Below are 24,579 nucleotides of genomic sequence, written 5' to 3'. Positions count from 1 at the left end.
GGTGGTTCTGTATGGAAGGGCCATCGCTCAACGGATAAAAGGTACTCCGGGGATAACAGGCTGATACCGCCCAAGAGTTCATATCGACGGCGGTGTTTGGCACCTCGATGTCGGCTCATCACATCCTGGGGCTGAAGCCGGTCCCAAGGGTATGGCTGTTCGCCATTTAAAGTGGTACGCGAGCTGGGTTTAGAACGTCGTGAGACAGTTCGGTCCCTATCTGCCGTGGACGTTTGAGATTTGAGAGGGGCTGCTCCTAGTACGAGAGGACCGGAGTGGACGAACCTCTGGTGTTCCGGTTGTCACGCCAGTGGCATTGCCGGGTAGCTATGTTCGGGAAAGATAACCGCTGAAAGCATCTAAGCGGGAAACTTGCCTCAAGATGAGATCTCACTGGAACCTTGAGTTCCCTGAAGGGCCGTCGAAGACTACGACGTTGATAGGTTGGGTGTGTAAGCGCTGTGAGGCGTTGAGCTAACCAATACTAATTGCCCGTGAGGCTTGACCATATAACACCCAAGCAATTTGCGTCGAAGAGACCAGATTGCGGTGTGTGAAGACGAAACGAACCGAAAGTTCGACTGCACTTGAAAAAGCAGCACAAAACACCGAAAGCTGTCACATACCCAATTTGCTGAAGCGAGGCCAACTGGCCACGACTCAGTACCCGAATTTCTTGACGACCATAGAGCGTTGGAACCACCTGATCCCATCCCGAACTCAGCAGTGAAACGATGCATCGCCGATGGTAGTGTGGGGTTTCCCCATGTGAGAGTAGGTCATCGTCAAGATTAAATTCCGAAACCCCAATTGCGAAAGCAGTTGGGGTTTTGTTTTGCCTGTAGAAAAGTTTTGGCTCGCGACAGGTAATACGTTCACCAACGTATTACCTGCCCCAACCGTCGCTAACCTTGAGCGCGAGAAGTCATGCTACGCGCCGTCGTCCGTTTCAACTTTACCTAGTGCTGCGCTCACGGCGCTGACATGGCGTTTGCCATTCACGTCATAACTACGCCCAGTGGCTTCGGCATCCGGTTTGCGCAATACCAGTTGTGCCGACAATCCTTCCTTTTCGTAGTAGCTGCCGAACCAGTTGATCAACGCGCCGATATAACAATCATTGCCAATGACAACCCCCAGATTCGTGACAACTTCGAGGGTGTAGGGAGCCATGCCATAGCTGTAATAGTCGTTTTCTCCTGCGCCACTGGCCGGGACAGGGCAGAGCGGCGTGTTCGCTGAACTGACTTCTCCAGCCTGCGTCGCTTTGCTTATCGCCCGGTCAAGTGTCTGTTGCAGAGCGGGCTCCAACTCGTAAGTGGTGGTGCCGTCTTCCTTATGTTGAAGGGTGGGCACCTTCAGGTCGTAACGGTAATGAACCGCTATCGTCGGTACCCGATTGTTGATTCTGAGCGGGTTTAGCAAGTAAAGCTGATCAACTCCGTAGGCACCGCTGCGATACGCCGCATACACTTTTCCACGGATTTTTATCCAGTTCGCTGACTGGTTGGCGCCGCGATCATTGGTGTGAAACAGCGAACTTTCAGCGGCGGGGCTTCTCTTGATGAAACGCTCGCCGGTTCGCCGCCAGGTCTCCGTGTAGGTAAACAGACCTGTGCCGCCGGTGTAGGTATCGACGATAAGGTCGCGCTGACCATCGTCGTCCATGTCCAGCAGGGTGTACGTGGAGTGACCGAAATCGGCAGCGCCGGAAATGTCCGACGTCCTCAGCGCCTGCCACTCGTCTGGCGTGAGACCGGCGGGCTTCGATGTCGGAAAGTGCGTGTCGCTTGGATCATCCTTGTCGACGTCTCCAGAGAACGAGGTCTTGCCCGCACGGATGCCAAAGGCTTCAAGCGTACGCTCCAGGGCAAACTCCGGATTGTCCTTACTCGCTGCTTGAATGCTGTTGCTCAGTTCATGCATCACTTGCGTATCGAGGTCATCCGGTGGGTAGGCAAGCGCCTCCGTCAACAGTGCCTGAAGGACTTTCAGGCGCTCGTCATAACGCTGATTCAGGCACGAGACATCGTCGGCGCATTCATTGCGAGCCTTTAACCACAGTCGTTGAGTACGTTTCAGTTCCGGTTGTACCTGGGCGGACGCCTTTATTAACGCTCGATAAACAGAGCCCATCTGTACATCTTGTTCATAAAGTCCTTTGCCCGCGCAAACAGTGTTTTCGGCGGCATTCGCCGCTTTTGTGCAGTCCATTCCAGCCGCCATTGCCTGCTGAACAAACAGCAGAGCGCAGGCGGAAACGATGCAGCGTCCTTTGATGTACACGATCTAAGCCTTGTAGTGGGAGGTTGTCTTGGTGCGCAGGGTAAAGGCTGGGTGAGGAATCTTGAAGCACTGGCTTCAGAGAAAAGCACTTCTGGCCGATAACCCATTCGGTGACTTAAAAGTCGCGCGAAATCGCTTGATAGCATTTGGCCGCCAGCTATCATCTGCGCGCTTGAAATTGCCCTTACTTCAATTGCCTGGAAATCTTCGATGCTGTCGTATCACCAAAAGAGTTTTCTGATCGTCGATGATTTCTCGGATTTCCGCAGTTCCGTCCGTTCGATGCTGCGTGAGCTTGGGGTCAAGGACGTTGACACCGCTGACACCGGTGAGCAGGCGCTGAAGATGTGTGCGCAGAAGTCCTACCATTTCATCCTGCAGGATTTCCACCTGGGCGACGGCAAGAAAAACGGCCAGCAGGTACTCGAAGACCTGATGATGGAAAAACTCATCAGCCATGAAGCGGTGTTCGTGATGGTCACCGCCGAGACCAGTCAGGCGATGGTGCTCAGTGCCCTGGAGCACGAGCCGGATGCGTACCTGACCAAACCATTCAACCGCTCCGGTCTGGCCCAGCGTCTGGAGCGTCTGGAGCAGCGCAAGACGTTGCTCAAACCGATTCTGCAAGCCCTTGATCGCGGCAAACCGGTCGAGGTGCTCAACGCCTGCATCGCCCTGTGCAAGCAAGACATCCGTTATTCGCCGCTGTGCCTGCGCTACCGCGCTGATGCGCTGCGCGACATGAACCAGAACGAAGCGCTGGAGCGTCTTTACGACAGCATCATTGCCGACCGACCGTTGCCATGGGCATTTGCCGGATTGGGCAAGTTGCTGTTCAAGCGCGGTCAGGTTGCACAGGCTAAAGGCGTTTATGAGAAAGCGCTGAAGGTGTTCCCGATGATGCCGTCGCTGTATGACGGTATGGCCGATGTGCTGGTATCGGAGGGCGATACCAAAGGCGCGCAACAGGTGCTCGAAGAGGCCATTCGTCTTTCGCCACTGGCGGTGCGCCGACAGGCCTTGCTCGGTAAACTGGCGATGGCCAACGAAGATTTCGACACCGCCTCGCGTGCTTACCGCCAAGCGGTGTCGCAAGGTGCGCAGTCGCGCTTCAAGGACCCGGAAAGCAATCTCGGTCTGGCTCACGCGCTGATCAGCAAAGGCAGCGAGCGCGGTCTCGACACGCGCACGCGGCTGGAGATCAATACCACCCTCAGCGCCGTGGCCAAAGAAAACCCGACCGACCCCGGCCTGCAGATTCGCGCGCGTCTGATGAAGGCGACCAGCCTGCTGCTCAACGATGCCGAAACCGCCGACAAGCTCACCGAGCAAGCGTTGATGCGCCTCGACGGCATGGAGCAATTCATGAGTCCGGAAGCGGCGCTGCTGGTCGCCAAGCAGTTGCAGATGCTCGGTCAGGCCGAGGCGGGCACCTCGATGCTCAAGAGCTGCGCGGAGATCTACGGTGATGATCCGGCAGTGATGAAAGACATCGCCAAGCTCACCGATGACCCGACTATTCTCAGTTCCAGTAACGCCGCTGCCGACCTCAACCGTCAGGGCGTGCGGGTGTACAAGACCGGCAACCTGGTGGAGGCCCGTGAGGTGTTCCGCAAGGCGCTGAAGATGCAACCGAAGAACATCAGTATCGCGCTGAACATGGCCCAGTCGCTGCTCCACGGCACCGACACCTCGGTGCCGTCGGCGGAGCTGGAAGAATGTCGGGCCTGCCTGAAAATGGTCGGCCTGATGCCCGACACCGACGCGCGTTTTGCGCGTTATCAGAAGCTGAAAAGCAAGGCGTTTGGCGAATGAACCACGACGAGCAAGCTCTGGATTTTTCTACGGTGATCGCCTCCACCGTCCACGATATGAAGAACTCGCTGGCCATGTTGATGCAGGCCCACAGCCAATGGCTTGCGCGTTTGCCTGAAGCGCAGCGCCAAGGCACGGAGCAGGGCGTGATCGACTTTGAGTTCGCCCACCTCAACAGCATGCTGGTGCAGTTGCTCGGGCTGTACAAGCTCGGCGTCAACCAGTTGCCGCTGCAACCGGCGTATCACGAACTCGATGACTTTATCGAGGCACAACTGGCGGCGCATCAAGAGGTGTTTGCCAGTCGCGGGATCATGGCGACTTATGAAGTCGATCCGCTGAGCCCATTGGGCTTCTTCGATCGAGAGCTGATTGCTTCGGTGTTGGGCAACTGCATCAACAATGCGATTCGCTATGCCCGCGAGTCGTTGCTGATCACTGTCAGCGACGAGGCCGGGCAACTGGTTCTGACCATCAACGACGACGGCGACGGTTACCCGGCCGAGATGCTCGAGCGTCAGGCCGATTATGTGCAAGGCATCAATCACAGCAGCGGCAGCACCGGACTGGGTTTGTATTTCGCCAATCGCATCGCGGCGCTGCATCAGCGCAACGGCGTCGAAGGGCGTACCGAAATCCGCAATGGCGGACCGCTTGGCGGCGGGGTGTTCAGCCTTTATCTGCCGTGACAGAGGTTTTTGATTGACGCTGCTTGATATTCCGAACAGCCGAAGCCTATTTTGTACGGGTCGCCGTTCGCGGCTCGCACAATAACAAGGATTGCGTCATGACAACCGATGGCCAGCGTTCACTCGCGCAGCGATTGACCGGCATTGATGAGATTGAATGTGTTACGCCGGATTTGAACGGCGTACCGCGAGGCAAAGTGATGACCGCCGAGGGGTTCCTCGAAGGGCGGCGTTTGCAACTGGCGCGGGGCGTGCTGTTGCAATGCATCATGGGCGGTTACCCGGCCGCGCGGTTTTACGGCAGCGATGACGGAGACCTGGCACTGGTCGCCGAACCGACCCAGATCCATCGCTTGCCGTGGAGTGACTCCCCGCGCGCCCTGGCCATTTGCGACGCCGATGAACTGACCGGCGAAAGCTCCAATCTGTCGACACGGGGTCAACTCAAGAAAGTCATTGCCCGTTACGCCGCGCGCGGTCTCGCACCGGTGGTGGCGACCGAGCTGGAATTCTTTGTCTTTGCCCCCAACACCGATCCGAGCCAACCGTTCCGCCCGCCAGTCGGTCTCGACGGTCGCCGCGAGGATGGCCAATCCGCGTTCAGCATCAGCTCCAATAACGGTCTGCGGCCATTCTTCAACGAAGTCTATAAATGCATGGCGGCACTCGGACTGCCGCGCGATACCTTCATGCACGAAATGGGTGTCAGCCAGTTCGAGATCAATCTGCTGCACGGCGATCCGCTGTTGCTCGCCGACCAGACATTCCTCTTCAAACACCTGCTCAAGGAAGTCGCGCTCAAGCATGGCCTGACCGTGGTGTGCATGGCCAAACCACTGGCGCATACGCCGGGCAGTTCGATGCATATTCACCAGAGCATCGTCGACATCAACAGTGGCAAGAATGTGTTCAGTGACGAAAACGGCCAGCCGACGGCGATGTTCCGCCACTTCATTGGTGGTCAGCAGGCGGGCATGGCCGAGTTCACCGCACTGTTTGCACCGAATGTGAACTCCTATCAGCGTCTGTGCCACCCGTACGCCTCACCGAATAACGCCTGCTGGTCCCATGACAATCGCGCCGCCGGTTTGCGTATTCCCGCCAGTTCGCCGGTCGCTCGTCGCGTGGAAAACCGTTTGCCGGGCGCCGACGCTAACCCGTATCTGGCGATTGCGGCCAGCCTGGCCGCTGGCTTGCACGGTATCGAGCATGAGTTGGAGCCGACGGAAGCCATTCAGGGCGAGTTCGAAGTGCCGGACAACCTTTCGCTGCCGTGTACCTTGCACGCCGCGCTCGAACGTCTGAAACGTAGCCAATTGGCGAGGGAACTGTTCGGACAGGAGTTCATCGAAGGCTACATCGCTTCGAAGACCATGGAGTTGACCAGCTTCTTTGATGAAATCACTCCCTGGGAACGTCGTGTTCTAGCAGCCCAGGCCTGACGTACCGCCGCCATCGGGCTATCGTTCTGGTAGCCTGATATTTACTGCAAGGAGCCGCTCGGAACGCCGATGCGCCAAATCTGGAAATCCTTTCGAGCGCTGTATTTCGCCTCGCTGATGATGTTGATCGGCTCTGGCCTTTTATCCACTTATCTGGCCTTGCGTCTGGCCGCTGACAACGTCGACGGTCTCTGGGTCGGTGCGCTGATGGCAGCCAACTATTTCGGCCTGGTGCTGGGCGGCAAGATCGGTCACCGGCTGATCGCCCGGGTCGGGCATATCCGTGCTTATTCGGCGTGTGCCGGGATTGTCGGTGCGGCCGTGCTGGGCCATGGTCTGGTCGATTGGCTGCCGGCATGGCTGGTGCTGCGGACCATCGTCGGTCTGGGCATGATGTGCCAATACATGGTGATCGAGAGCTGGCTCAACGAGCAGGCGGACGCCAATCAGCGAGGTCTGGTGTTCAGCGGTTACATGATCGCTTCGTACCTGGGCCTGGTGCTCGGCCAACTGATTCTGGTCATGCACCCCGGGCTGGGACTGGAACTGCTGATGCTGGTCGCGCTGTGCTTTGCGCTGTGTCTGGTGCCTGTGACGTTGACTCGACGGATTCACCCGGCGCCCTTGCATCCGGCACCGATGGAACCGCGCTTCTTTATCAAGCGGGTCCCGCAGTCGCTGAGTACGGTACTGGGTGCCGGTTTGATCATCGGTTCGTTCTATGGTCTGGCGCCGCTGTATGCCTCGCAACAAGGCTTGTCGACCGAGCAGGTCGGTCTGTTCATGGGTAGCTGCATCTTTGCCGGGTTGCTGGTGCAGTGGCCGCTGGGCTGGTTGTCCGATCGTTACGACCGGGCGCTGCTGATTCGCTGCTTTGCCGGGTTCCTGGCGGTAGCGGCGTTACCGTTGGCGGTGCTGCCGCAAGTGCCGCTGGAGGTGTTGTTCGGAGTTGGTTTTCTCTGTTCGCTGGTGCAGTTCTGTCTGTATCCGCTGGCGGTGGCGTTCTCCAATGACCACGTCGAGGGTGATCGCCGGGTTTCGCTGACGGCTATGCTGTTGGTGACCTACGGGGTCGGCGCGAGCATCGGGCCGTTGCTCGCGGGTGTGCTGATGAAGCTGTTCGGCAGTCAGAGCCTGTATGCGTTCTTCAGCTTCTTCGCGCTGGTGCTGGTGTGGCGGATCCGGCCGAAAGCCGTGACCAATCTGCATCAGGTCGACGACGCACCGCTCCACCACGTGGCCATGCCCGACAGCATGTCCAGTTCGCCGCTGGTGGCAGCCCTCGATCCTCGGGTAGACGAGCAGGTGGTGCAGGAGCAGATGGTCCAGGACCCTGTGCAAACGCCGGCCAATCCCGAGCCTGAACCTGCTACTCAGTCAGAGCCTGGGGCAGAAGTCGAACCGGATACCGATAATCCCGCGCCGGATCTCAGCGGCGGCAGACCCTGAACTGAACAAAAACACCGCGCATAAAAAAGGGCAGTCCCGCCAGGGACTGCCCTTTTTATTAGTCGCTGCGAATCACATATCGTCTTTATCGAAACGGCGTGCTTCACGTTGCAACTGATACACGAAACGCTCAACGTTGCGTGCTGCCTGACCACTGATGTTGTGGAAGCGCAGGCCGGCAAAGGTAATGTTGAGTTTTTCTTCGAAGTGCAGATAGCGCAGTTCGACGGAGGTCGGCTGGTTGCCGAACAGCGGCGGGGCGATCAAACGGTCATAGACCTGACCCAATTGCAGACGATCAGTGATATCGCCTTCGAAACGCAGCTTGCAGCCGGTTGCGGAGATATCCAGCAGTTTGCCGTTGATCGGCGCCTTGAGCTTTTCGCCGCCCAGTTCAACGCTGACCAGATCGGTCAGTTTCAGCGCGGCGCGGAAGGCATTGCGGCGCTGGTGGTAAACCACTTCAGTCGGCAGCTCGCCGGTGTAGAAACGGTCACCGTCGGACTCTTCGATATTCAGCGTGCCGGTGCATTCCCAGGCAATGCGCACACCGTCATGAAAACCTTCGACCCTGAACGGCTCACCGGCCTGCAAAAAGCGTTCGCCGTCACGCGGAATCATCTCGTCCAGTGCGATCGAAGCGCTGTCGCGGTCGACTTTGATCAGGTAACTCTGGAAGCGCTGGCTGCGCTCATGAAAGGTGATGATCAGCGGATCGTGGCTTTCTTGCAGCTGGCGCAGGTTGCTGGAGATTTCCAGTGGCGTGGTAAGCACCTTAGGGGGCTGCGGAGCATCATCCGCGCTGAGGGCGTTGGACACGGTTTATCAATCTCCAGACAAAATATGACGACTAGCCAGCATTTTGCCAGCATGTTTCGCGGGTTGATAGAGCTGGCGCATCAACGGCTCATGCCTGGCTGAGCGGACGCGGTGTGGCGGGCTTGGCAAACGTTCCGCTGGCGTTATACAGCGCCGGCGCCTCACCACCGGTGAGGATCTTCAGCTGATTGGCCGTGGCGGCCTGCTGGATCTGGATCGACTGGCCATTTTTGACGTTGGCCGCCTGGCATTGAGCGATCAGATCGGTCAGGGCATCGCCCTGGCTCAGCAACTGATCGCCAATGCTCGACTGGCCAGCCAGTTGCTCAAGACCTGCACGATCAGTCGGCAGGTTGAGGCTGGCGAGGATTTCACTGCGCTTGCGGCCATGCTGTTCAAGCAGAATGATCAATGCCTGTTTGTGCGCCAGAATTTCTTCCAGCAGTGGCATGTCGCGACCGTGCAACGCGAGGGATTCGGTTTGCAGCAACTCCAGCAATTGTTGAGCTGGAGCAAAGTCGTCGTTGATCAATTGCAATAAATTAGTGTCGTGCATGGCTGGCCTTGGGTTTTAAGCGTCCAAAAGCCTGGCGCAGGCAAAGGCCTAGCGCTGGGCTTCGAAGTTGAGCAGTTTGCTGGCTACACGGTTGCTGTCGACTTTATAGCTGCCATCGGCAATCGCGGCTTTCAACTCGGCCACACGGGCTTTGTCGACAGCAGGTTGATCGCGCAGCTTGTCAGTGACCTTCTGCAACTGTTGAGCCTCATTGCTGAGGTGTACCGATTCCCCGCTTTTTGCGGTACTGGCCGGTTCGGCCTGGGTATTCAGCGGCGCGGAGGTGCCGGTTTCGGCGGTTTCCTTGGCGTTGCTGGTACGTGTACTGCCCGTAAGTGACGAGGAGCTGTTCAAACGGCTGAAATCGATGACCATGATAAAAACCTCTGGGAATTTGGACGCTTGCCATGTTTTCGGCCATCCCCTGGAAAACTTTAGGCACATTTACAATGAGCCTTGCATGCGCCGGCGCGTGTCCTGCTGCGGCACAGTTTAGGGAACAGCCGGGGTCAGCGCCAGTTTTCTACATCGCGACTTCCACTTGGCCCGGCGCGGTGACTTGCGCCTTGATGACCCGTTGCGAGTTGAGGTTTTTCACGCGGATCTGCTCTTTCAAACCGCCATTGGCCAGCGCTTCCCCGGGCATGCGCACGGCGAGCGTGCCGCTGCGGGCGGTGATGACCACTTGATCGCCCTTGCGAATGACTTCGGCCTGTTCCAGATGAACCAGGGTAATGACCTGATCGGCTACCGTTGGTCGGGTTAATTTCTGCCCGATCGCTTCGTCTACCGACGTCAGGAAGCCTTGGTTGATCGTGCTCACGTCGCGCTCACGCAGGGTCACGTCCTGTGGTTCGATAATCCCCGCACGTTTCAGCGGTCGGGTGGTGGTCACAATCTCGCGAAACAGGCGGACTTGAGCGGGCACGAACACGGTCCAGGGCGAGGCGCCTTCGCAGCGAACCTTCACGGTAACCCGGCCCAACGGCCGTGCCGGGCTCTCCAAAGTCGCTGTCAATTCCTTGTCGCACATAGGCATGCGCATACGGGGGTCGAGCTGGTTGACTTCGATTTCGTAGCGGCCTTCCGTTTGACTGGTAGCCAGATAGTCTTCTACGGTGAACTCAAGAAAGCCCTGAGTGACGCCGATAAGCATGTCAGGCAAGGTAACCGCATCAGCAATGGCAGGGCTGCCAGCGAAAAAGCAGCAAATGGCGGACGCTACACAAAGCCCTCTGCGGAGGGGAGATGTCAGGCGTCGAAAAAATGTCGTTTGAGCGTTCATACGAGTTAAAAAGCAAGCGCCGTGCCGTTTAGCAATGAATGTGCGTCGCAACAACACTTGGCGTTGGTGTAGGAGTCTGGGCATGGCTGGTGTAATGGATTCGGTGAACCAGCGCACGCAACTGGTAGGGCAGAATCGCCTGGAGCTGTTGTTGTTCCGTCTCGACGGTCAGCAGCTCTATGGAATCAACGTGTTCAAGGTGCGGGAAGTGTTGCAGTGCCCGTCGCTGACGTTGATGCCCAAGTCCAGTCCTGTCGTGTGCGGGGTGGCAAATATCCGGGGGGCGACCATTCCGATCCTTGATCTGGCAATGGCCACCGGTTCTGGAGCGTTGAAGGACAAGAACAACCCGTTTGTGATCATCACGGAGTACAACACCAAGACCCAGGGTTTCCTGGTCCGCTCGGTGGAGCGCATCGTCAACATGAACTGGGAAGAGATTCATCCACCGCCCAAGGGCACGGGTCGCGATCATTACCTGACCGCTGTGACTCGGGTGGACAATCAGTTAGTCGAAATCATCGACGTCGAGAAAGTGCTGGCGGAAGTTGCGCCGACACCGGAAGCGATTTCGGTGGGCGTGGTCGATGTCGAGACCCAGACCAAGGCACTGTCGTTGCGTGTCTTGACGGTCGATGACTCATCGGTAGCGCGCAAGCAGGTCACACGTTGCCTGCAGACGATTGGCGTCGAAGTGATCGCGCTGAACGACGGCAAGCAAGCGCTGGATTACCTGCGCAAGCTGGTCGACGAAGGCAAAAAGCCGGAAGAAGAGTTTCTGATGATGATCTCCGACATCGAGATGCCGGAGATGGACGGATACACTTTGACGGCCGAGATTCGCGCTGACCCGCGCATGCAAAAGCTTCATATCATCCTGCATACTTCGTTGTCCGGGGTATTCAATCAGGCGATGGTCAAGAAAGTCGGTGCTGATGACTTTCTGGCCAAATTCCGTCCTGATGACCTGGCATCCCGGGTAGTCGACCGGATCAAAGCAGCAGATATCAGCTAGGGGCGTTTTGTCCCTGGCGGTCAACACGATTTAAGAGGCGGCATCATTGTCTACGGGTAATTTGGATTTCGAACAGTTCCGGGTCTTCCTGGAAAAAGCCTGTGGCATTTTGCTCGGTGAAAACAAGCAGTACCTGGTCTCGAGCCGTCTCAACAAACTGATGGAGCAGCAAGGCATCAAATCCCTGGGTGAGCTGGTTCAGCGCATCCAGACCCAGCCGCGCAGCGGTTTGCGCGAGCAGGTGGTCGATGCCATGACGACCAACGAAACCCTGTGGTTTCGTGACACCTATCCGTTTGAAGTCTTGAAGAACAAGGTGCTGCCTGAAGCGATCAAGGCCAGCCCCAACCAGCGCCTGCGGATCTGGTCAGCGGCGTGCTCGTCGGGCCAGGAACCGTACTCGCTGTCGATGTCGATCGACGAGTTCGAGCGCAGCAACCTTGGCCAGTTGAAGATGGGTGTGCAGATCGTTGCCACCGATCTGTCCGGCCTTATGCTGACCAACTGCAAAACCGGCGAGTACGACAGCCTGGCCATCGGTCGCGGTTTGTCGCCGGAACGTCTGCAGCGTTACTTCGACCCGAAAGGGCCGGGGCGCTGGGTGATCAAGGCGCCGATCAAGAACCGCGTGGAGTTCCGCTCGTTCAACCTGCTCGACAGCTATGCCGCGCTGGGCAAGTTCGACATCGTGTTCTGCCGCAACGTGTTGATCTACTTCTCTGCCGAAGTGAAGAAAGACATCCTGTTGCGCATTCACAGCACCTTGAAGCCGGGCGGTTATCTGTTCCTTGGCGCGTCCGAAGCGCTGAACGGTTTGCCGGACCATTACCAGATGGTGCAGTGCAGCCCGGGGATCATTTACCAGGCGAAGTGATTGCATCGGCAACACAAAAAACGGCAGGCCCGCAAAGGCCTGCCGTTTTTTTTGCCCGAATGATTTCCCACGAACACCACAACTCCTTGTGGGAGCGAGCCTGCTCGCGAAAGGGGTCTGTCAGTAACACAGTTGGCGACTGACACACCGCTTTCGCGAGCAGGCTCGGTCCCACAGGGATCTGCGCTGACCTGGCAAGGACGGCAAGCGGCAGAAAAGCGGCATCCGGCGGAAACCGGTTGCCGCTTTTCTGGCATTGCCGCTTTGCCGACTTCCGGCAAAGCCCCGGTTTATGGGGGGGTTGTGGCTTGGCACGGCGCTTGCTAAAGCTCAGTTACGAAAAACCGGTCACCTGAAGGTTCCCGACATGAGCATCAGCTTCGATAAAGCGCTCGGCATTCACGAAAAGGCATTGGGCTTCCGCGCCCAGCGTGCCGAAGTGCTGGCCAACAACATCGCCAACGCCGACACCCCGAACTACAAGGCGCGGGATCTGGACTTCTCCAAAGTGCTTGAAGCACAGACCCAGAAAAACGCCAACGGCACCATCGCCCTGAACATGACCAACAGCCGTCACATCGAAGCTGAAGGCCTGGGCAACGGCGACGAATCGCTGATGTATCGCACGCCGATGCAACCTTCGATCGACCAGAACACCGTGGACGCCCAACTGGAACAGTCGAACTACGCGGAAAACGCCGTCGGCTTCCAGGCCAGCTTCACCCTGCTCAACAGCAAATTCAAAGGGCTGGTATCAGCCCTGCGCGGAGAGTAATCCATGTCCCTGTCCAGCGTTTTCAACATTGCCGGCAGCGGCATGAGCGCACAGACCACGCGTTTGAACACCGTGGCCTCGAACATCGCCAACGCCGAAACCGTCTCGTCGAGCATCGACCAGACCTATCGCGCCCGTCACCCGGTGTTCGCCACCATGTTCCAGGGCGGCCAGAACAGCGGCAGCAACTCGCTGTTCCAGAGCCAGGACGCGGCCGGTCAGGGCGTACAGGTGCTCGGTGTGGTCGAAGACCAGAGCAACCTCGAAGCGCGCTACGAGCCGAATCATCCGGCGGCTGATGCCAAAGGCTATGTCTACTACCCGAATGTCAACGTGGTGGAAGAAATGGCCGACATGATTTCCGCGAGCCGTTCGTTCCAGACCAACGCCGAAATGATGAACACCGCCAAAACCATGATGCAGAAAGTACTGACCCTCGGTCAGTAATAAGGGGCGACTGCCATGAGTGTTACCGATACCACCAGCACCCCTAGTCTGAAAGACGTACTGGCTAACTCGTCGAAGACCAGCAGCACGACGACGGGCGGCATCGCTTCGGCGACCAACAGTGCCACCGGCGGTCAAGCGCTGGGCAAGGACGCGTTCCTGCAATTGCTGGTTACCCAGCTGAAAAACCAGAACCCGCTCGACCCGCAGGACAACAGCGCATTCGTTGCGCAGTTGGCGCAGTTCAGCAGCCTCGAAGGCATCACCACGCTCAACAGCACCGTGAGCGGCCTGGCCGGCAACTACAACTCGTCGCAAGCGCTGCAGGCTTCGTCGCTGGTCGGTCGCAACGTCATCGTGCAGACCAACACCGCGCAGCTCGACGACCCGAGCAAAGGCCTGACCGGTTCGGTGAACCTGTCGACGTCCATTGCTGAAGGTACCGTGACCATCACCGACAGCAGCGGCAAGGCGGTTCGCACCATCGATCTGGGCAGTCGCGCCGCTGGCAGTGCCAGCTTCACCTGGGACGGCAAGGACACGTCCGGCACCCTCGTGCCGACCGGTACCTACACCTTCAAGGCGAGCGCACCGATCAACGGCACCGCGACCGATCTGGCGACTTACCTGCCGGCAACGGTCAACAGCGTGACGATCAGCCAGACCGGCGGTGAGCTGATGCTCAACCTCGCTGGCAAGGGCTCCGTTGCCCTGTCCAAAGTACAAACCATTGGTATATAGAGCCGACTAACCGGCAACAAAGGAGTGGAATATGTCTTTCAATATCGGCCTTAGCGGTCTCTATGCAGCCAACAAACAACTGGACGTGACGGGCAACAACATCGCCAACGTCGCGACCGCCGGTTTCAAATCGTCCCGCGCAGAATTCGAAGACGTTTACTCGGCAACCCGTCTGGGCACCGGCAGCAAAGTCATCGGCAACGGTGTGCGCCTGGCCAACGTTTCCCAGCAGTTCACCCAGGGTGACATCAACAACACCGGCAACGTGTTGGACATGGGCATCAACGGTTCCGGCTTCTTCACCATGAGCAACAACGGCTCGATTTCCTACACCCGTGCCGGTACTTTCAAAGTCGACGACGCCGGTTTCATCACCAACACCGACTACACCTCGCGCCTGCAAGGTTACGCTGTGGATTCCAGCGGCAAGATCATCAAGGGCGTGTTGACCGACCTTAAGATCGACACCTCGAACCTGGCGCCGAAGTCCACGTCGGCCGTGGCTTCGAGCATCAACCTGAACTCATCGGCAAAGGTGATCGTTGATACGGGCGCCACCGCTGTCAAGTTCGACCCGTCCAAGGTCGAGACTTACACCGAGTCGTTCAGCACCCCGATCTATGACACCCAGGGCAACAAGCACAACATGGATCAGTATGTTGTGAAGACGGGCGAAAACACCTGGAAGGTGTATACGCTGGTCGATGGGCGTAACCCGGACGCGACCGGTAGTAATCCGGTGACTGTCCCACCCACTGCTTCGACTCTGACGTTCGACAGTTCCGGCAAGCTGCTTCAGGTCAGCACTCCTGCCCCTGTTGCAGGTGATCCTGCGGTGATCAGCAGCGATCTGACACTGAAAAACTGGGTGCCGGGCACCGTGACCAATGGCAACTTCACGCCTAACGGCGCGGCTGCCAACCCGAATGGCGTGACCGTTTCCCTGGCCAAGACCACTCAGTACAACGCGGATACCTCGCGTACGATCCCGACTCAGGATGGTTACGCCACTGGCCAGATCACCAACCTGACCATCGACGGTACCGGTACGCTGTTCGCCAACTTCAGCAACAACCAGAACAAGGCGATCGGCCAGGTTGCACTGGCCAGCTTCACCAACGAACAAGGTCTGCAAGCCGTGGGCGGCACCAGCTGGAAGGAAACCTTCGCTTCGGGTATCCCGGGTTATGACGCGCCGGAAACCGGCACACTGGGTTCCATCCAGTCGAACTCGCTGGAAGAGTCGAACGTGAACCTGACCAATGAGCTGGTGGACCTGATCAAGGGCCAGAGCAACTATCAGGCGAACGCGAAGACCATTTCCACTCAGAGCACCATCATGCAGACCATCATTCAGATGACCTGATTCTGGTTTGAGTCGTACCCAGGAGCCCCTCGTTTCGAGGGGCTTTTTTGTGGGCGTGGTAAGGGGATGGACGGTAGTTCTGCGGAACAGTTGTGCCGGAAGTATTCACTCTGCCTCCGTTCTCCTGGACACTCAGGGTTGTCAGATACGACGGGCGTGAGAGGGAAGGGCTTTTTCTCTCGGGCAAAAGAAAACCCCCGACACACCAGAAGTCTGTCGGGGGTTTCTTTTGCCTGGAGCGTATCAGGCGTCTCGCAACGCCTGAGTCAGCTCAGCTTATTGGCAAGCTTCGCAATCCGGCTCGTCGATCGCGCAAGCCTTTGGCACTGGAGCAGGACCGGCAGGTGCTGCCAGAACCGAATCGTCGCCGTGGTTGCCGCCGCTGGATACAGCGTTCAGCTTGCCGGTGTTGATGGTCGACTTCTCGGTGCTGGTCGCGGCCAGGGCACGGAGGTAGTAAGTGGTTTTCAGACCACGGTACCAGGCCATGCGGTAGGTCACGTCGAGCTTCTTGCCCGATGCGCCAGCGATGTACAGGTTCAGCGACTGGGCCTGGTCGATCCACTTCTGACGACGGCTGGCGGCGTCAACGATCCACTTGGTGTCCACTTCGAACGCGGTCGCGTAGAGCTCTTTGAGTTCTTGCGGGATGCGCTCGATCTGCTGAACCGAACCGTCGTAGTACTTCAGGTCGTTGATCATGACCGAGTCCCACAGGCCGCGAGCCTTGAGGTCGCGAACCAGGTACGGGTTGATCACGGTGAATTCGCCCGACAGGTTCGATTTCACATAGAGGTTCTGGTAGGTCGGTTCGATCGACTGCGATACGCCAGTGATGTTGGCGATGGTCGCGGTCGGTGCGATGGCCATGATGTTGGAGTTACGAATACCTTTCTGTACACGGGCGCGAACCGGTGCCCAGTCGAGGGTTTCGTTCAGGTCGACATCGATGTACTTCTGGCCACGTTGCTCGATCAGGATCTGTTGCGAATCCAGCGGCAGGATACCTTTGGACCACAGCGAACCCTGGAACGTCTCGTACGCGCCACGCTCGTCAGCCAGGTCGCAGGACGCCTGGATCGCGTAGTAGCTGACCGCTTCCATCGACTTGTCGGCGAACTCGACGGCAGCGTCGGAACCGTAAGGGATGTGCTGCAGGTACAAAGCGTCCTGGAAGCCCATGATGCCCAGACCGACCGGACGGTGCTTGAAGTTGGAGTTCTTCGCTTGCGGCACCGAGTAGTAGTTGATGTCGATCACGTTATCGAGCATGCGCACGGCGGTGTTTACGGTGCGTTCCAGCTTGGCGGTGTCCAGCTTGCCATCCACGATGTGGTTCGGCAGGTTGATCGAGCCCAGGTTGCAAACGGCGATCTCGTCCTTGTTGGTGTTCAAGGTGATCTCGGTGCACAGGTTCGAGCTGTGAACCACGCCGACGTGCTGCTGCGGGCTGCGCAGGTTGCACGGGTCTTTGAAAGTCAGCCATGGGTGGCCGGTTTCAAACAGCATGGAGAGCATTTTGCGCCACAGGTCTTTGGCCTGGATGGTCTTGAACAGTTTGACCTTGCCTGGGTATTCGGTCAGGGCTTCGTAGTACTCGTAGCGCTCTTCGAAGGCTTTACCGGTCAGGTCGTGCAGGTCCGGCACTTCGGATGGCGAGAACAGGGTCCACTTGCCGTCATCGAAGACACGCTTCATGAACAGGTCAGGGATCCAGTTGGCGGTGTTCATGTCGTGGGTACGACGACGATCATCACCGGTGTTCTTGCGCAGTTCGATGAACTCTTCGATGTCCATGTGCCAGGTTTCCAGGTAGGCACACACAGCGCCTTTGCGCTTGCCACCCTGGTTAACGGCGACGGCGGTGTCGTTCACCACTTTGAGGAACGGAACCACGCCTTGCGACTTGCCGTTGGTGCCCTTGATGTACGAACCCAGTGCACGCACCGGCGTCCAGTCGTTGCCCAGACCGCCAGCAAATTTCGACAACATGGCGTTGTCGTGGATCGCGTGGTAGATGCCCGACAGGTCATCCGGCACGGTGGTCAGGTAGCAGCTCGACAGTTGTGGACGCAGGGTACCGGCGTTGAACAGGGTCGGGGTCGACGACATGTAGTCGAAGGACGACAGCAGGTTGTAGAACTCGATCGCACGGTCTTCTTTCTGCTTCTCTTCGATCGCCAGGCCCATGGCCACGCGCATGAAGAAGATCTGCGGCAGTTCGAAACGCACGCCATCCTTGTGGATGAAGTAACGGTCGTACAGGGTTTGCAGGCCCAGGTAGGTGAATTGCTGATCACGCTCGTGGTTGATCGCCTTGCCCAGTTTTTCCAGGTCGAAGGAGGCCAGCACAGGGTTCAGCAGTTCGAACTCGATACCTTTGGCGATGTAAGCCGGCAGTGCCTTGGCGTACAGGTCGGCCATTTCGTGGTGAGTGGCGCTTTCGGCCACACCGAGGAAGCCCAGGCCTTCGGCACGCAGGGTGTCCATCAGCAGGCGGGCGGTCACGAACGAGTAGTTCGGCTCGCGCTCGACCAGCGTACGCGCGGTCATTACCAGCGCGGTGTTGACGTCGGTCAGGGCTACGCCGTCGTAGAGGTTTTTCAGGGTTTCGCGCTGGATCAGGTCGCCGTCGACTTCTTCCAGACCTTCGCACGCTTCGGTAACGATGGTGTTCAGGCGGCCCATGTCCAGCGGCGCCAAGCTACCGTCAGCACGGGTGATGCGGATCGACGGGTGAGCGTTGACCGCTTCTTCGACCGGAGCGTGGGCAGCGCGCTCTTTCGAACGGCCGTCGCGGTAGATCACGTAGTCGCGCGCGACTTTCTGCTCGCCAGCACGCATCAGGGCCAGTTCGACCTGGTCCTGGATTTCTTCGATGTGGATGGTGCCACCCGACGGCATGCGACGCTTGAAGGTTGCGGTGACTTGTTCGGTCAGGCGCGCAACGGTGTCGTGGATTCGCGACGAAGCGGCAGCGGTGCCGCCTTCAACTGCGAGGAACGCTTTGGTGATAGCGACGGTGATCTTGTCATCGGTGTAAGGAACGACAGTGCCATTACGCTTGATCACGCGCAGTTGGCCAGGCGCGGTGGCTGCCAGATCCGAATTCGAATCGGCGGCCTGCGGCAAGGTGCCCTGCGGGTTCTCGCGAGTTGTGTCGGTTTGCATGGGGGGTGATCTCCACATTCTCTATGTTTGTTTGGGCACCATCATGGTGCTCACCGTTCTGGTCCGAAGCACTACAACCGACGGGCGTCGGGCATAACAACTTCGGACCAGTAGGAAAAAGGCTAATGACGCCGCATCCTTGCCGAAGTTTTTGGCTGCGAGCCAGGGCTCGAGCCGGATTCCTTCCTGGGTGACAGTAATGACTGCAACACCCGTACCGTTCCGGTCGTTTCCAACCTGAAAAACGATGCCATCCGCAAGTGCGGTTTGGGCTTTGAAAAACTTGCTTGGTTCAACCGGAAACCGGCAATAAATCGCTTGAGTTTCAGGCCTGAAATGTGGTTGGGCGTTTAAGCGGAAAACCCTATATGTAGGGTCTCTCCTTGCGCCGTGCTACAAGATAATGCGTTTCACGGGTGCTTGCAACGTACTAGCTGTGGATAAACCTGTGCGTAAATTGTGTAAGAAATCCGGAATTCGCGTGTAGGCCGCGACCCTGCTGAGCTAGACCGTCTGTCACTGTTTTTTCACCGGGAAAAACGCTTCAGCGGATTTTTAAGGGCGCGAACCCTATCACAAAAAACCGCCTTGTCCGAACGCATTTACCGACTTGTGTTCTGGCTGTACGCCGTTTATACAATCGGCCGATGCGCAGGCATTCTTATCCTCCTCAAACATGACAAAAACACGAGAGGATTCCTGTAGGAGCTGCCGAAGGCTGCGATCTTTTGATCTTGAAAAAAACAAAATCAAAAGATCGCAGCCTCGTTTCACTCGACAGCTCCTACAGGGGATCGTGTGTATTGGGGCAATCGTCTTCCTTTATCAATAACAATAGAAAGCAGAGGTCACTGGTGGAGCAACAAGCCTTTCAGGTATTGATCGTCGAGGATGACCAGCGACTGGCCGAACTGACGCGCGACTACCTGCAAGCCAATGGACTGCGCGTGGACATCGAAGGCAACGGTGCGCTGGCGGCGGCGCGGATCATCAAGGAGCAGCCGGATCTGGTGATTCTCGACCTGATGCTGCCGGGCGAAGATGGCCTGAGCATCTGCCGCAAGGTGCGCAATCAGTATGACGGGCCGATTCTGATGCTCACCGCGCGCACCGACGATGCCGATCAGATCCACGGGCTCGACCTTGGTGCCGACGATTACGTATGCAAACCGGTGCGCCCGCGTCTGTTGCTGGCGCGAATCCAGGCGTTACTGCGACGTAGCGACACACCTGAGCCGGTCGCAGAGAAATCCCGCCGTCTGCAATTCGGCCCGCTGGTGGTCGACAACGCGTTGCGCGAGGCGTGGCTGAGCGACAACGGCATCGAGCTGACCAGCGCCGAATTCGATCTGCTTTGGCTGTTGGTGGCCAACGCCGGGCGGATTCTGTCGCGCGAAGAAATCTTCACCGCACTGCGCGGCATCGGCTATGACGGTCAGGACCGTTCCATCGACGTGCGCATCTCGCGCATCCGCCCGAAAATCGGCGACGACCCCGACCACCCACGTCTGATCAAGACCATTCGCAGCAAAGGTTATCTGTTCGTTCCCGAAGCCTGCGTAGATCTGCCGCTGTGAACTCGATCTTCCTGCGCATCTACGGCGGCATGTGCGCAGCGCTGATTCTGGTGGCAGTGCTTGGTGTGCTGGCGCTGAATCTGCTCAATACCGTGCGCAGCGAGCAGTATCGCGAGCGGCTGGCCCACGGCACGTTCTCGCTGATGGCCGACAACCTGCAACCGATGAACGAAACCGAGCGCCATCGGGCGTTGCTGGTGTGGGAGCGTTTGCTGGGCATTCCGCTGGCGCTGAAGAAGTTTGCCGAGACCGATCTTGATCTGTCCCAGCGTACCCGCGTGCAACGGGGGCAGGCGTTGGTCGAGCAGACCGGGCCGCACGCGGCGAAGGTTTATCGGATGGTCAGCGATACAGAGCAGCTTGTGCTGGTGGGGGAAGTGCAGCAGATCAGCGAGCAACTGGCCCGCGCGACCATTTATCTGCTGGCCGATGAACTGGTGCGCGTGCCGGTCGGCGAGCAGCCCAAGCGCCTCGCACAGATAAAGGAAGAGAAGGGCTTCGGTTTCGATCTGCGCCTGGTGACGGTAAATGACGCTGACATGGACGAAGACCAGAGCCGCCGCGTGGCCGAAGGCGATACGGTGATGGCGCTGGGCAAGGGCGGCGATTCGATTCGCGTGTTTGCCGGCATGGTCGGCACACCATGGGTGCTGGAAATCGGCCCGCTGTATCAGATGAATCCGTACCCGCCGGAGTGGCTGGTGTTGATCGCTGCGCTGGGCCTGACCCTGATCGGTCTTATCGTTTATTTGCTGGTGCGTCAGCTTGAACGGCGTTTGCGCGGCCTCGAAGCAGCGGCCACGCGGATCGCCAAGGGCAGCCTGGAAACCCGTGTGCCGGCGCGCGGCGCCGACTCGGTCGGGCGTCTGGCGTCAGCGTTTAACGGTATGGCCGAGCACTTGCAGCAGTTGCTGGCAATCCAGCGTGAACTGGTGCGCGCGGTGTCCCATGAATTGCGCACTCCAGTGGCGCGACTGCGTTTCGGACTGGAAATGATCGGCTCGGCGACCACGCCGCAAGCGCTGGAGAAGTACCGCGAGGGCATGGATCACGACATCGAAGACCTCGATAAGCTGGTCGATGAAATGCTCACCTATGCGCGACTGGAACAAGGCTCACCGGCGCTGACTTTCCAGCGCATTGATCTGGATGCGCTGGTCAATCAGGTGATTGAAGAGCTGGCGCCGTTGCGCGCCGAGGTCACGGTGCAGCGTGGTTTGTGCCTGTCTGCGGCGGATAACGATGATGCCTGGGTCGAAGCTGAGCCGCGCTATCTGCACCGGGCGCTGCAGAACCTGGTGAGCAATGCCATGCGCCATGCACGTTCGAGCGTGACGGTGAGTTATCAGGTCGGGCAATTGCGCTGTCGCGTGGATGTCGAAGATGACGGCCCGGGTGTGCCGGAAGTGGCCTGGGAGCGGATTTTCACGCCGTTTCTGCGCCTCGATGACAGCCGTACGCGAGCGTCGGGCGGGCATGGCCTGGGCCTGTCGATTGTGCGGCGGATCATCCACTGGCATGACGGCCGGGCGATCATTGGCAAGAGCAAGAGTCTGGGGGGGGCTTGCTTTAGCTTGAGTTGGCCGCGCAATCAGGAACGCCGCTAAGTATTTGCGCTGATTGTGCTGGCCCCATCGCTGGCAAGCCAGCTCCCACAGTGACCATGGTGAGCACAGATTTAAGGTCCACTCAGAAACCTGTGGGAGCTGGCTTGCCAGCGATGAGGCCCTGACAGGCGCTAAAGATTTCAGGCCTTGATGCTGACCAGACTCAACAACTGCCCATCCAGCACCCCGAACTGCGCCTCCAGTTCAGTGCCGTTGCGCCATTCAGCCGACAAGTCCGTCAACAAGCGCAAATGCACCTGACCCGCCTCCGTCCACTCCAGCACTTCAGCATGCTCGAAATAAAAGCGCTTCTGCACAATCGGGTACAGCGCTTTGAACAGACTTTCTTTCACCGAAAACGTCAGCGTCACCCACAACGCCAACTGATCTCGCGAGGCGGCCGTCATGCGCTGCATTTCAGGTGGCGTCAGAATCTCCCCAGCCAAGCGCTCGGCGCGTTCGGTGTTCAGCAGGTTTTCCAGATCCATGCCCAAACCGCGCCAGTGCTGCTTGTTGGCCACAATTGCCGCCGCATGACCGGTGCTGTGGGTGATCGAGCCGCAGATATGTGCTGGCCAGATCGGCGCGCGGTCTTCGCCAATCGCTGGCACCACGCCGCTGCCTTCCAATTGCTGCAACGCCGCACGCGCACAGATCCGCCCGGCGAGAAATTCCGCCTGACGCTTGGCCACCGAGCGCTGAATGCTCGGCGGTGCAACGACAGCGCTGCGCTGAAAATCATCGCCAAGCAGTTGCGCCGGATCGAAGTGGGTGCTGAGCAGCACGGTGTCGGGCAATACCGTCGGCAACGGCCAGTGGCTGTCGAGCGCGGTACAGCAGGCGGGGAGGGCGGGGGTGAGATTCATGGCGGGCATTTTGCCGGTTAGTCGAGACAAGGTCGAGGTCGGCGGTGCGGCTTTCGCGAGCAGGCTCGCTCCCACAGGGGATCTTCCGTGCGACATAGATCCCGTGTGGGAGCGAGCCTGCTCGCGAAGGCCGCGCCGCGGTGGCGCTGATCAGCTGAAGATTTTATGCAAGAACGCTTTCATGTCCGCCCAGGATTTTTCATCCGCTGCCTTGTTGTACCCGATGTCCGGGCCACCGTGCTCGCCATGGCTCAGGCGATCGGCATCCGGATTGGTGAAGCCATGCTTGGCGCCATCCAGGCTGACAAATTTGTAGTCAGCCCCGGCCTTGTCCATTTCAGACTTGAACGCGGTGACGTTATCCGCCGTGACCATGCTGTCCAGCGCACCGTGCTCGACCAGAATCTTCGCTTTCACGCTGCCGGGTGTCGCCGGTGTTTTGGTTGCCAGCGCGCCATGGAAACTCACCACGCCCGCCAGCGGCTCACCTTGCCGTGCGGCGTTGAGCACCACGCCACCGCCGAAGCAGTAACCAATGGCGGCGATTTTATTCACGTCGGTTTGCGGCTGTTTCTTCAGCAAATTGAGTCCCGCCTCGAAGCGCTTGCTGGACGCCGCCGCATCCTGAGTCGCCGCCTGCATGAACGCCATCGCATCTTTCGGGTGCTCGGTGTTCTTGCCTTCACCGTACATATCGATCGCCAGGGCGCTGTAGCCGAGCTCGGCGAGATCCCGTGCGCGGCGCTTGGCGTAATCGTTCAGCCCCCACCATTCATGCACCACGACGACTCCCGGACGCTTGCCTTTGATGGCGTCGTCGTAGGCGTAGTAGCCGATCAGCTTTGTGCCGTCGGCGCTCTGATAGGGGATTTCTTCAGTCTTGATCGCAGCCTGAGTGAGGCTGCTGACAGCCAGCAAAGTAAGGGCGAGGAACAGGCGCATGGTCGGGTCTCCTGACAATAAAGGGTCAAAACAGCCTAGTTCATTTGGTTCAGGTCAGGTTCAGAGACGGTTCAGGGGCGGTACAGGGGAGGGTCAGTAACCTTGCGCCATACCCAAACAGCAACTGTGAAAGAGGAAATACCCATGACTCGTTTTAACAAACTGCTGCTGGCATTTACCCTGTTAGGCTCCAGCATCGCGGCCAATGCCGACGACACCAGCAACTTTGCCGGCCTGACGTTCGGCCAGACCAGCGATAAGATCGATAAGTCCCACGCACTGAACAACAACCTCGATCACCCGAACGCCACCGGCGCGATCGATGGCAACAACACTTACGGCGTACGCCTCGGTCAGCAAAACAGCCAGGGTCGCTACTACGCCACCTACGACAACGTGTCGGGCTCGCACAATGGCATTAAACTGCGTCAGGAAAACCTGCTGGGCAGCTACGATCTGTTCTACCCGGTGGGCGGCAGCACCAAGCTGTTTGGCGGTGCCACGGCTGGTTTGACCAAGCTGACTCAGGAATCGCCAGGCTTTAGCCGCGACAGTGATATCGGTTACGCGGTCGGCGGTCAGTTGGGTGTGTTGCAACAAGTATCGCAAAACACTTCGGTCGAACTCGGTTACCGTTACCTGCGCAGCAACGCCAGCACCGAGATGAGCGAGCGCGGCGGCAGCAAGCAAGGCTCGCTGGACTTGACCAGCAGCGCCCAGACTTACCTGTCGGCCAACTACAATTTCTAAGGAGTTGCCAGCAGGTTCAATGTGGGAGCGAGCCTGCTCGCGAAAGCGGTGAATCAGTCGATCAATTTATCGACTGACACACAGCCTTCGCGAGCAGGCTCGTTCCC

21 protein-coding genes and 2 rRNA genes (1 of these 23 running past the window's edge) are annotated in these 24,579 nt (G+C 58.4%); 15 read left to right on the top strand and 8 right to left on the bottom strand.

Translation table 11 applies throughout. The features are described 5' to 3' along the window. Nucleotides 1–509: ribosomal RNA gene (locus RMV17_RS22155) — 23S ribosomal RNA — on the top strand; it begins 2,385 nt to the left of the window's first position. A 166-nt stretch (nt 510–675) separates the two neighbouring features. Continuing rightward, nucleotides 676–791 (top strand): 5S ribosomal RNA (gene rrf, locus RMV17_RS22150). A gap of 139 nt (nt 792–930) precedes the next feature. Here rrf and RMV17_RS22145 read toward each other — a convergent pair. Further along, nucleotides 931–2,286, bottom strand: coding sequence for a lysozyme inhibitor LprI family protein (locus tag RMV17_RS22145; protein ID WP_311882578.1), 1,356 nt, complete (start codon nt 2,284–2,286; stop codon nt 931–933). Between the two features lie 210 nt (nt 2,287–2,496). Between RMV17_RS22145 and RMV17_RS22140 the strand changes: the two genes are divergently transcribed. From RMV17_RS22140 to RMV17_RS22125, 4 genes are all read left to right on the top strand, one after another. Beyond that, nucleotides 2,497–4,101 carry a response regulator gene (locus tag RMV17_RS22140; RefSeq protein WP_311882576.1) on the top strand — a complete coding sequence of 535 codons (1,605 nt, stop codon included), beginning with the start codon at nt 2,497–2,499 and terminating at the stop codon, nt 4,099–4,101. Beyond that, nucleotides 4,098–4,790: a HAMP domain-containing sensor histidine kinase gene (locus RMV17_RS22135; RefSeq protein WP_311882574.1), complete on the top strand. Its 693-nt coding sequence runs from the start codon at nt 4,098–4,100 to the stop codon at nt 4,788–4,790. Before RMV17_RS22140 ends, RMV17_RS22135 begins: the two co-directional genes overlap by 4 nt. A gap of 200 nt (nt 4,791–4,990) precedes the next feature. After that, the gene (locus RMV17_RS22130) at nt 4,991–6,232 is read left to right on the top strand and encodes a glutamine synthetase family protein (protein WP_311887079.1); all 1,242 of its coding nucleotides are present in this window, start codon (nt 4,991–4,993) and stop codon (nt 6,230–6,232) included. 69 nt (nt 6,233–6,301) lie between these two features. Beyond that, nucleotides 6,302–7,681: an MFS transporter gene (locus RMV17_RS22125; protein ID WP_311882570.1), complete on the top strand. Its 1,380-nt coding sequence runs from the start codon at nt 6,302–6,304 to the stop codon at nt 7,679–7,681. 72 nt (nt 7,682–7,753) lie between these two features. Here RMV17_RS22125 and RMV17_RS22120 read toward each other — a convergent pair whose 3' ends face one another. From RMV17_RS22120 to flgA, 4 genes are all read right to left on the bottom strand, one after another. After that, nucleotides 7,754–8,500, bottom strand: a complete 747-nt coding sequence (locus RMV17_RS22120) for a flagellar regulator YcgR PilZN domain-containing protein (RefSeq protein ID WP_311882568.1) — start codon at nt 8,498–8,500, stop codon at nt 7,754–7,756. A gap of 88 nt (nt 8,501–8,588) precedes the next feature. Continuing rightward, nucleotides 8,589–9,056 carry a flagellar protein FlgN gene (locus RMV17_RS22115; protein ID WP_311882565.1) on the bottom strand — a complete coding sequence of 156 codons (468 nt, stop codon included), beginning with the start codon at nt 9,054–9,056 and terminating at the stop codon, nt 8,589–8,591. A gap of 48 nt (nt 9,057–9,104) precedes the next feature. After that, on the bottom strand, nt 9,105–9,431 hold the full coding sequence (gene flgM, locus RMV17_RS22110; RefSeq protein WP_077574151.1) for a flagellar biosynthesis anti-sigma factor FlgM: 327 nt from the start codon (nt 9,429–9,431) through the stop codon (nt 9,105–9,107). 148 nt (nt 9,432–9,579) lie between these two features. Continuing rightward, a complete protein-coding gene (gene flgA, locus RMV17_RS22105; RefSeq protein WP_311882562.1) occupies nt 9,580–10,341 on the bottom strand; it encodes a flagellar basal body P-ring formation chaperone FlgA in 762 nt (253 codons plus the stop codon). An 82-nt stretch (nt 10,342–10,423) separates the two neighbouring features. On the opposite strand from flgA, the gene RMV17_RS22100 reads away from it, so the two are divergent. The 6 genes from RMV17_RS22100 to flgE all read left to right on the top strand — a co-directional run bounded on the left by RMV17_RS22100 (nt 10,424) and on the right by flgE (nt 15,559). Further along, nucleotides 10,424–11,356, top strand: coding sequence for a chemotaxis protein CheV (locus RMV17_RS22100; RefSeq protein WP_034155785.1), 933 nt, complete (start codon nt 10,424–10,426; stop codon nt 11,354–11,356). Between the two features lie 46 nt (nt 11,357–11,402). Next, the gene (cheR, locus tag RMV17_RS22095) at nt 11,403–12,230 is read left to right on the top strand and encodes a protein-glutamate O-methyltransferase CheR (RefSeq protein WP_007917583.1); all 828 of its coding nucleotides are present in this window, start codon (nt 11,403–11,405) and stop codon (nt 12,228–12,230) included. Nucleotides 12,231–12,597: 367 nt separating this feature from the next. Next, nucleotides 12,598–13,005 carry a flagellar basal body rod protein FlgB gene (gene flgB / locus RMV17_RS22090; RefSeq protein WP_007917581.1) on the top strand — a complete coding sequence of 136 codons (408 nt, stop codon included), beginning with the start codon at nt 12,598–12,600 and terminating at the stop codon, nt 13,003–13,005. Between the two features lie 3 nt (nt 13,006–13,008). Beyond that, nucleotides 13,009–13,452, top strand: coding sequence for a flagellar basal body rod protein FlgC (flgC, locus tag RMV17_RS22085; RefSeq protein WP_003227217.1), 444 nt, complete (start codon nt 13,009–13,011; stop codon nt 13,450–13,452). 15 nt (nt 13,453–13,467) lie between these two features. Next, nucleotides 13,468–14,193: a flagellar hook assembly protein FlgD gene (gene flgD / locus RMV17_RS22080; protein ID WP_034155786.1), complete on the top strand. Its 726-nt coding sequence runs from the start codon at nt 13,468–13,470 to the stop codon at nt 14,191–14,193. 31 nt (nt 14,194–14,224) lie between these two features. Next, nucleotides 14,225–15,559, top strand: a complete 1,335-nt coding sequence (gene flgE, locus RMV17_RS22075; RefSeq protein WP_122604928.1) for a flagellar hook protein FlgE — start codon at nt 14,225–14,227, stop codon at nt 15,557–15,559. Nucleotides 15,560–15,835: 276 nt separating this feature from the next. On the opposite strand, the gene RMV17_RS22070 is transcribed toward flgE, so the two are convergent. Beyond that, on the bottom strand, nt 15,836–18,730 hold the full coding sequence (locus RMV17_RS22070) for a ribonucleoside-diphosphate reductase subunit alpha (protein WP_034155790.1): 2,895 nt from the start codon (nt 18,728–18,730) through the stop codon (nt 15,836–15,838). Nucleotides 18,731–19,584: 854 nt separating this feature from the next. Between RMV17_RS22070 and RMV17_RS22065 the strand changes: the two genes are divergently transcribed. Further along, nucleotides 19,585–20,307 (top strand): response regulator, encoded by a 723-nt coding sequence (locus tag RMV17_RS22065; RefSeq protein ID WP_311882555.1) that lies wholly within the window; start codon nt 19,585–19,587, stop codon nt 20,305–20,307. Then, nucleotides 20,304–21,914 (top strand): ATP-binding protein, encoded by a 1,611-nt coding sequence (locus RMV17_RS22060; protein WP_108226366.1) that lies wholly within the window; start codon nt 20,304–20,306, stop codon nt 21,912–21,914. Before RMV17_RS22065 ends, RMV17_RS22060 begins: the two co-directional genes overlap by 4 nt. A gap of 140 nt (nt 21,915–22,054) precedes the next feature. Here RMV17_RS22060 and RMV17_RS22055 read toward each other — a convergent pair whose 3' ends face one another. Beyond that, on the bottom strand, nt 22,055–22,780 hold the full coding sequence (locus RMV17_RS22055; protein WP_311882552.1) for a 4'-phosphopantetheinyl transferase superfamily protein: 726 nt from the start codon (nt 22,778–22,780) through the stop codon (nt 22,055–22,057). A gap of 150 nt (nt 22,781–22,930) precedes the next feature. Further along, on the bottom strand, nt 22,931–23,722 hold the full coding sequence (locus tag RMV17_RS22050; RefSeq protein WP_311882550.1) for a dienelactone hydrolase family protein: 792 nt from the start codon (nt 23,720–23,722) through the stop codon (nt 22,931–22,933). Nucleotides 23,723–23,866: 144 nt separating this feature from the next. Between RMV17_RS22050 and RMV17_RS22045 the strand changes: the two genes are divergently transcribed. Next, on the top strand, nt 23,867–24,472 hold the full coding sequence (locus tag RMV17_RS22045) for a hypothetical protein (RefSeq protein WP_311882548.1): 606 nt from the start codon (nt 23,867–23,869) through the stop codon (nt 24,470–24,472). The last annotated feature ends 107 nt before the right edge of the window (nt 24,473–24,579 follow it).

The organism is Pseudomonas sp. VD-NE ins (assembly GCF_031882575.1).
Classification (GTDB): Bacteria; Pseudomonadota; Gammaproteobacteria; order Pseudomonadales; family Pseudomonadaceae; genus Aquipseudomonas; species Aquipseudomonas fluorescens_BZ.
This window is presented reverse-complemented; position numbering and strand designations above follow the sequence as displayed.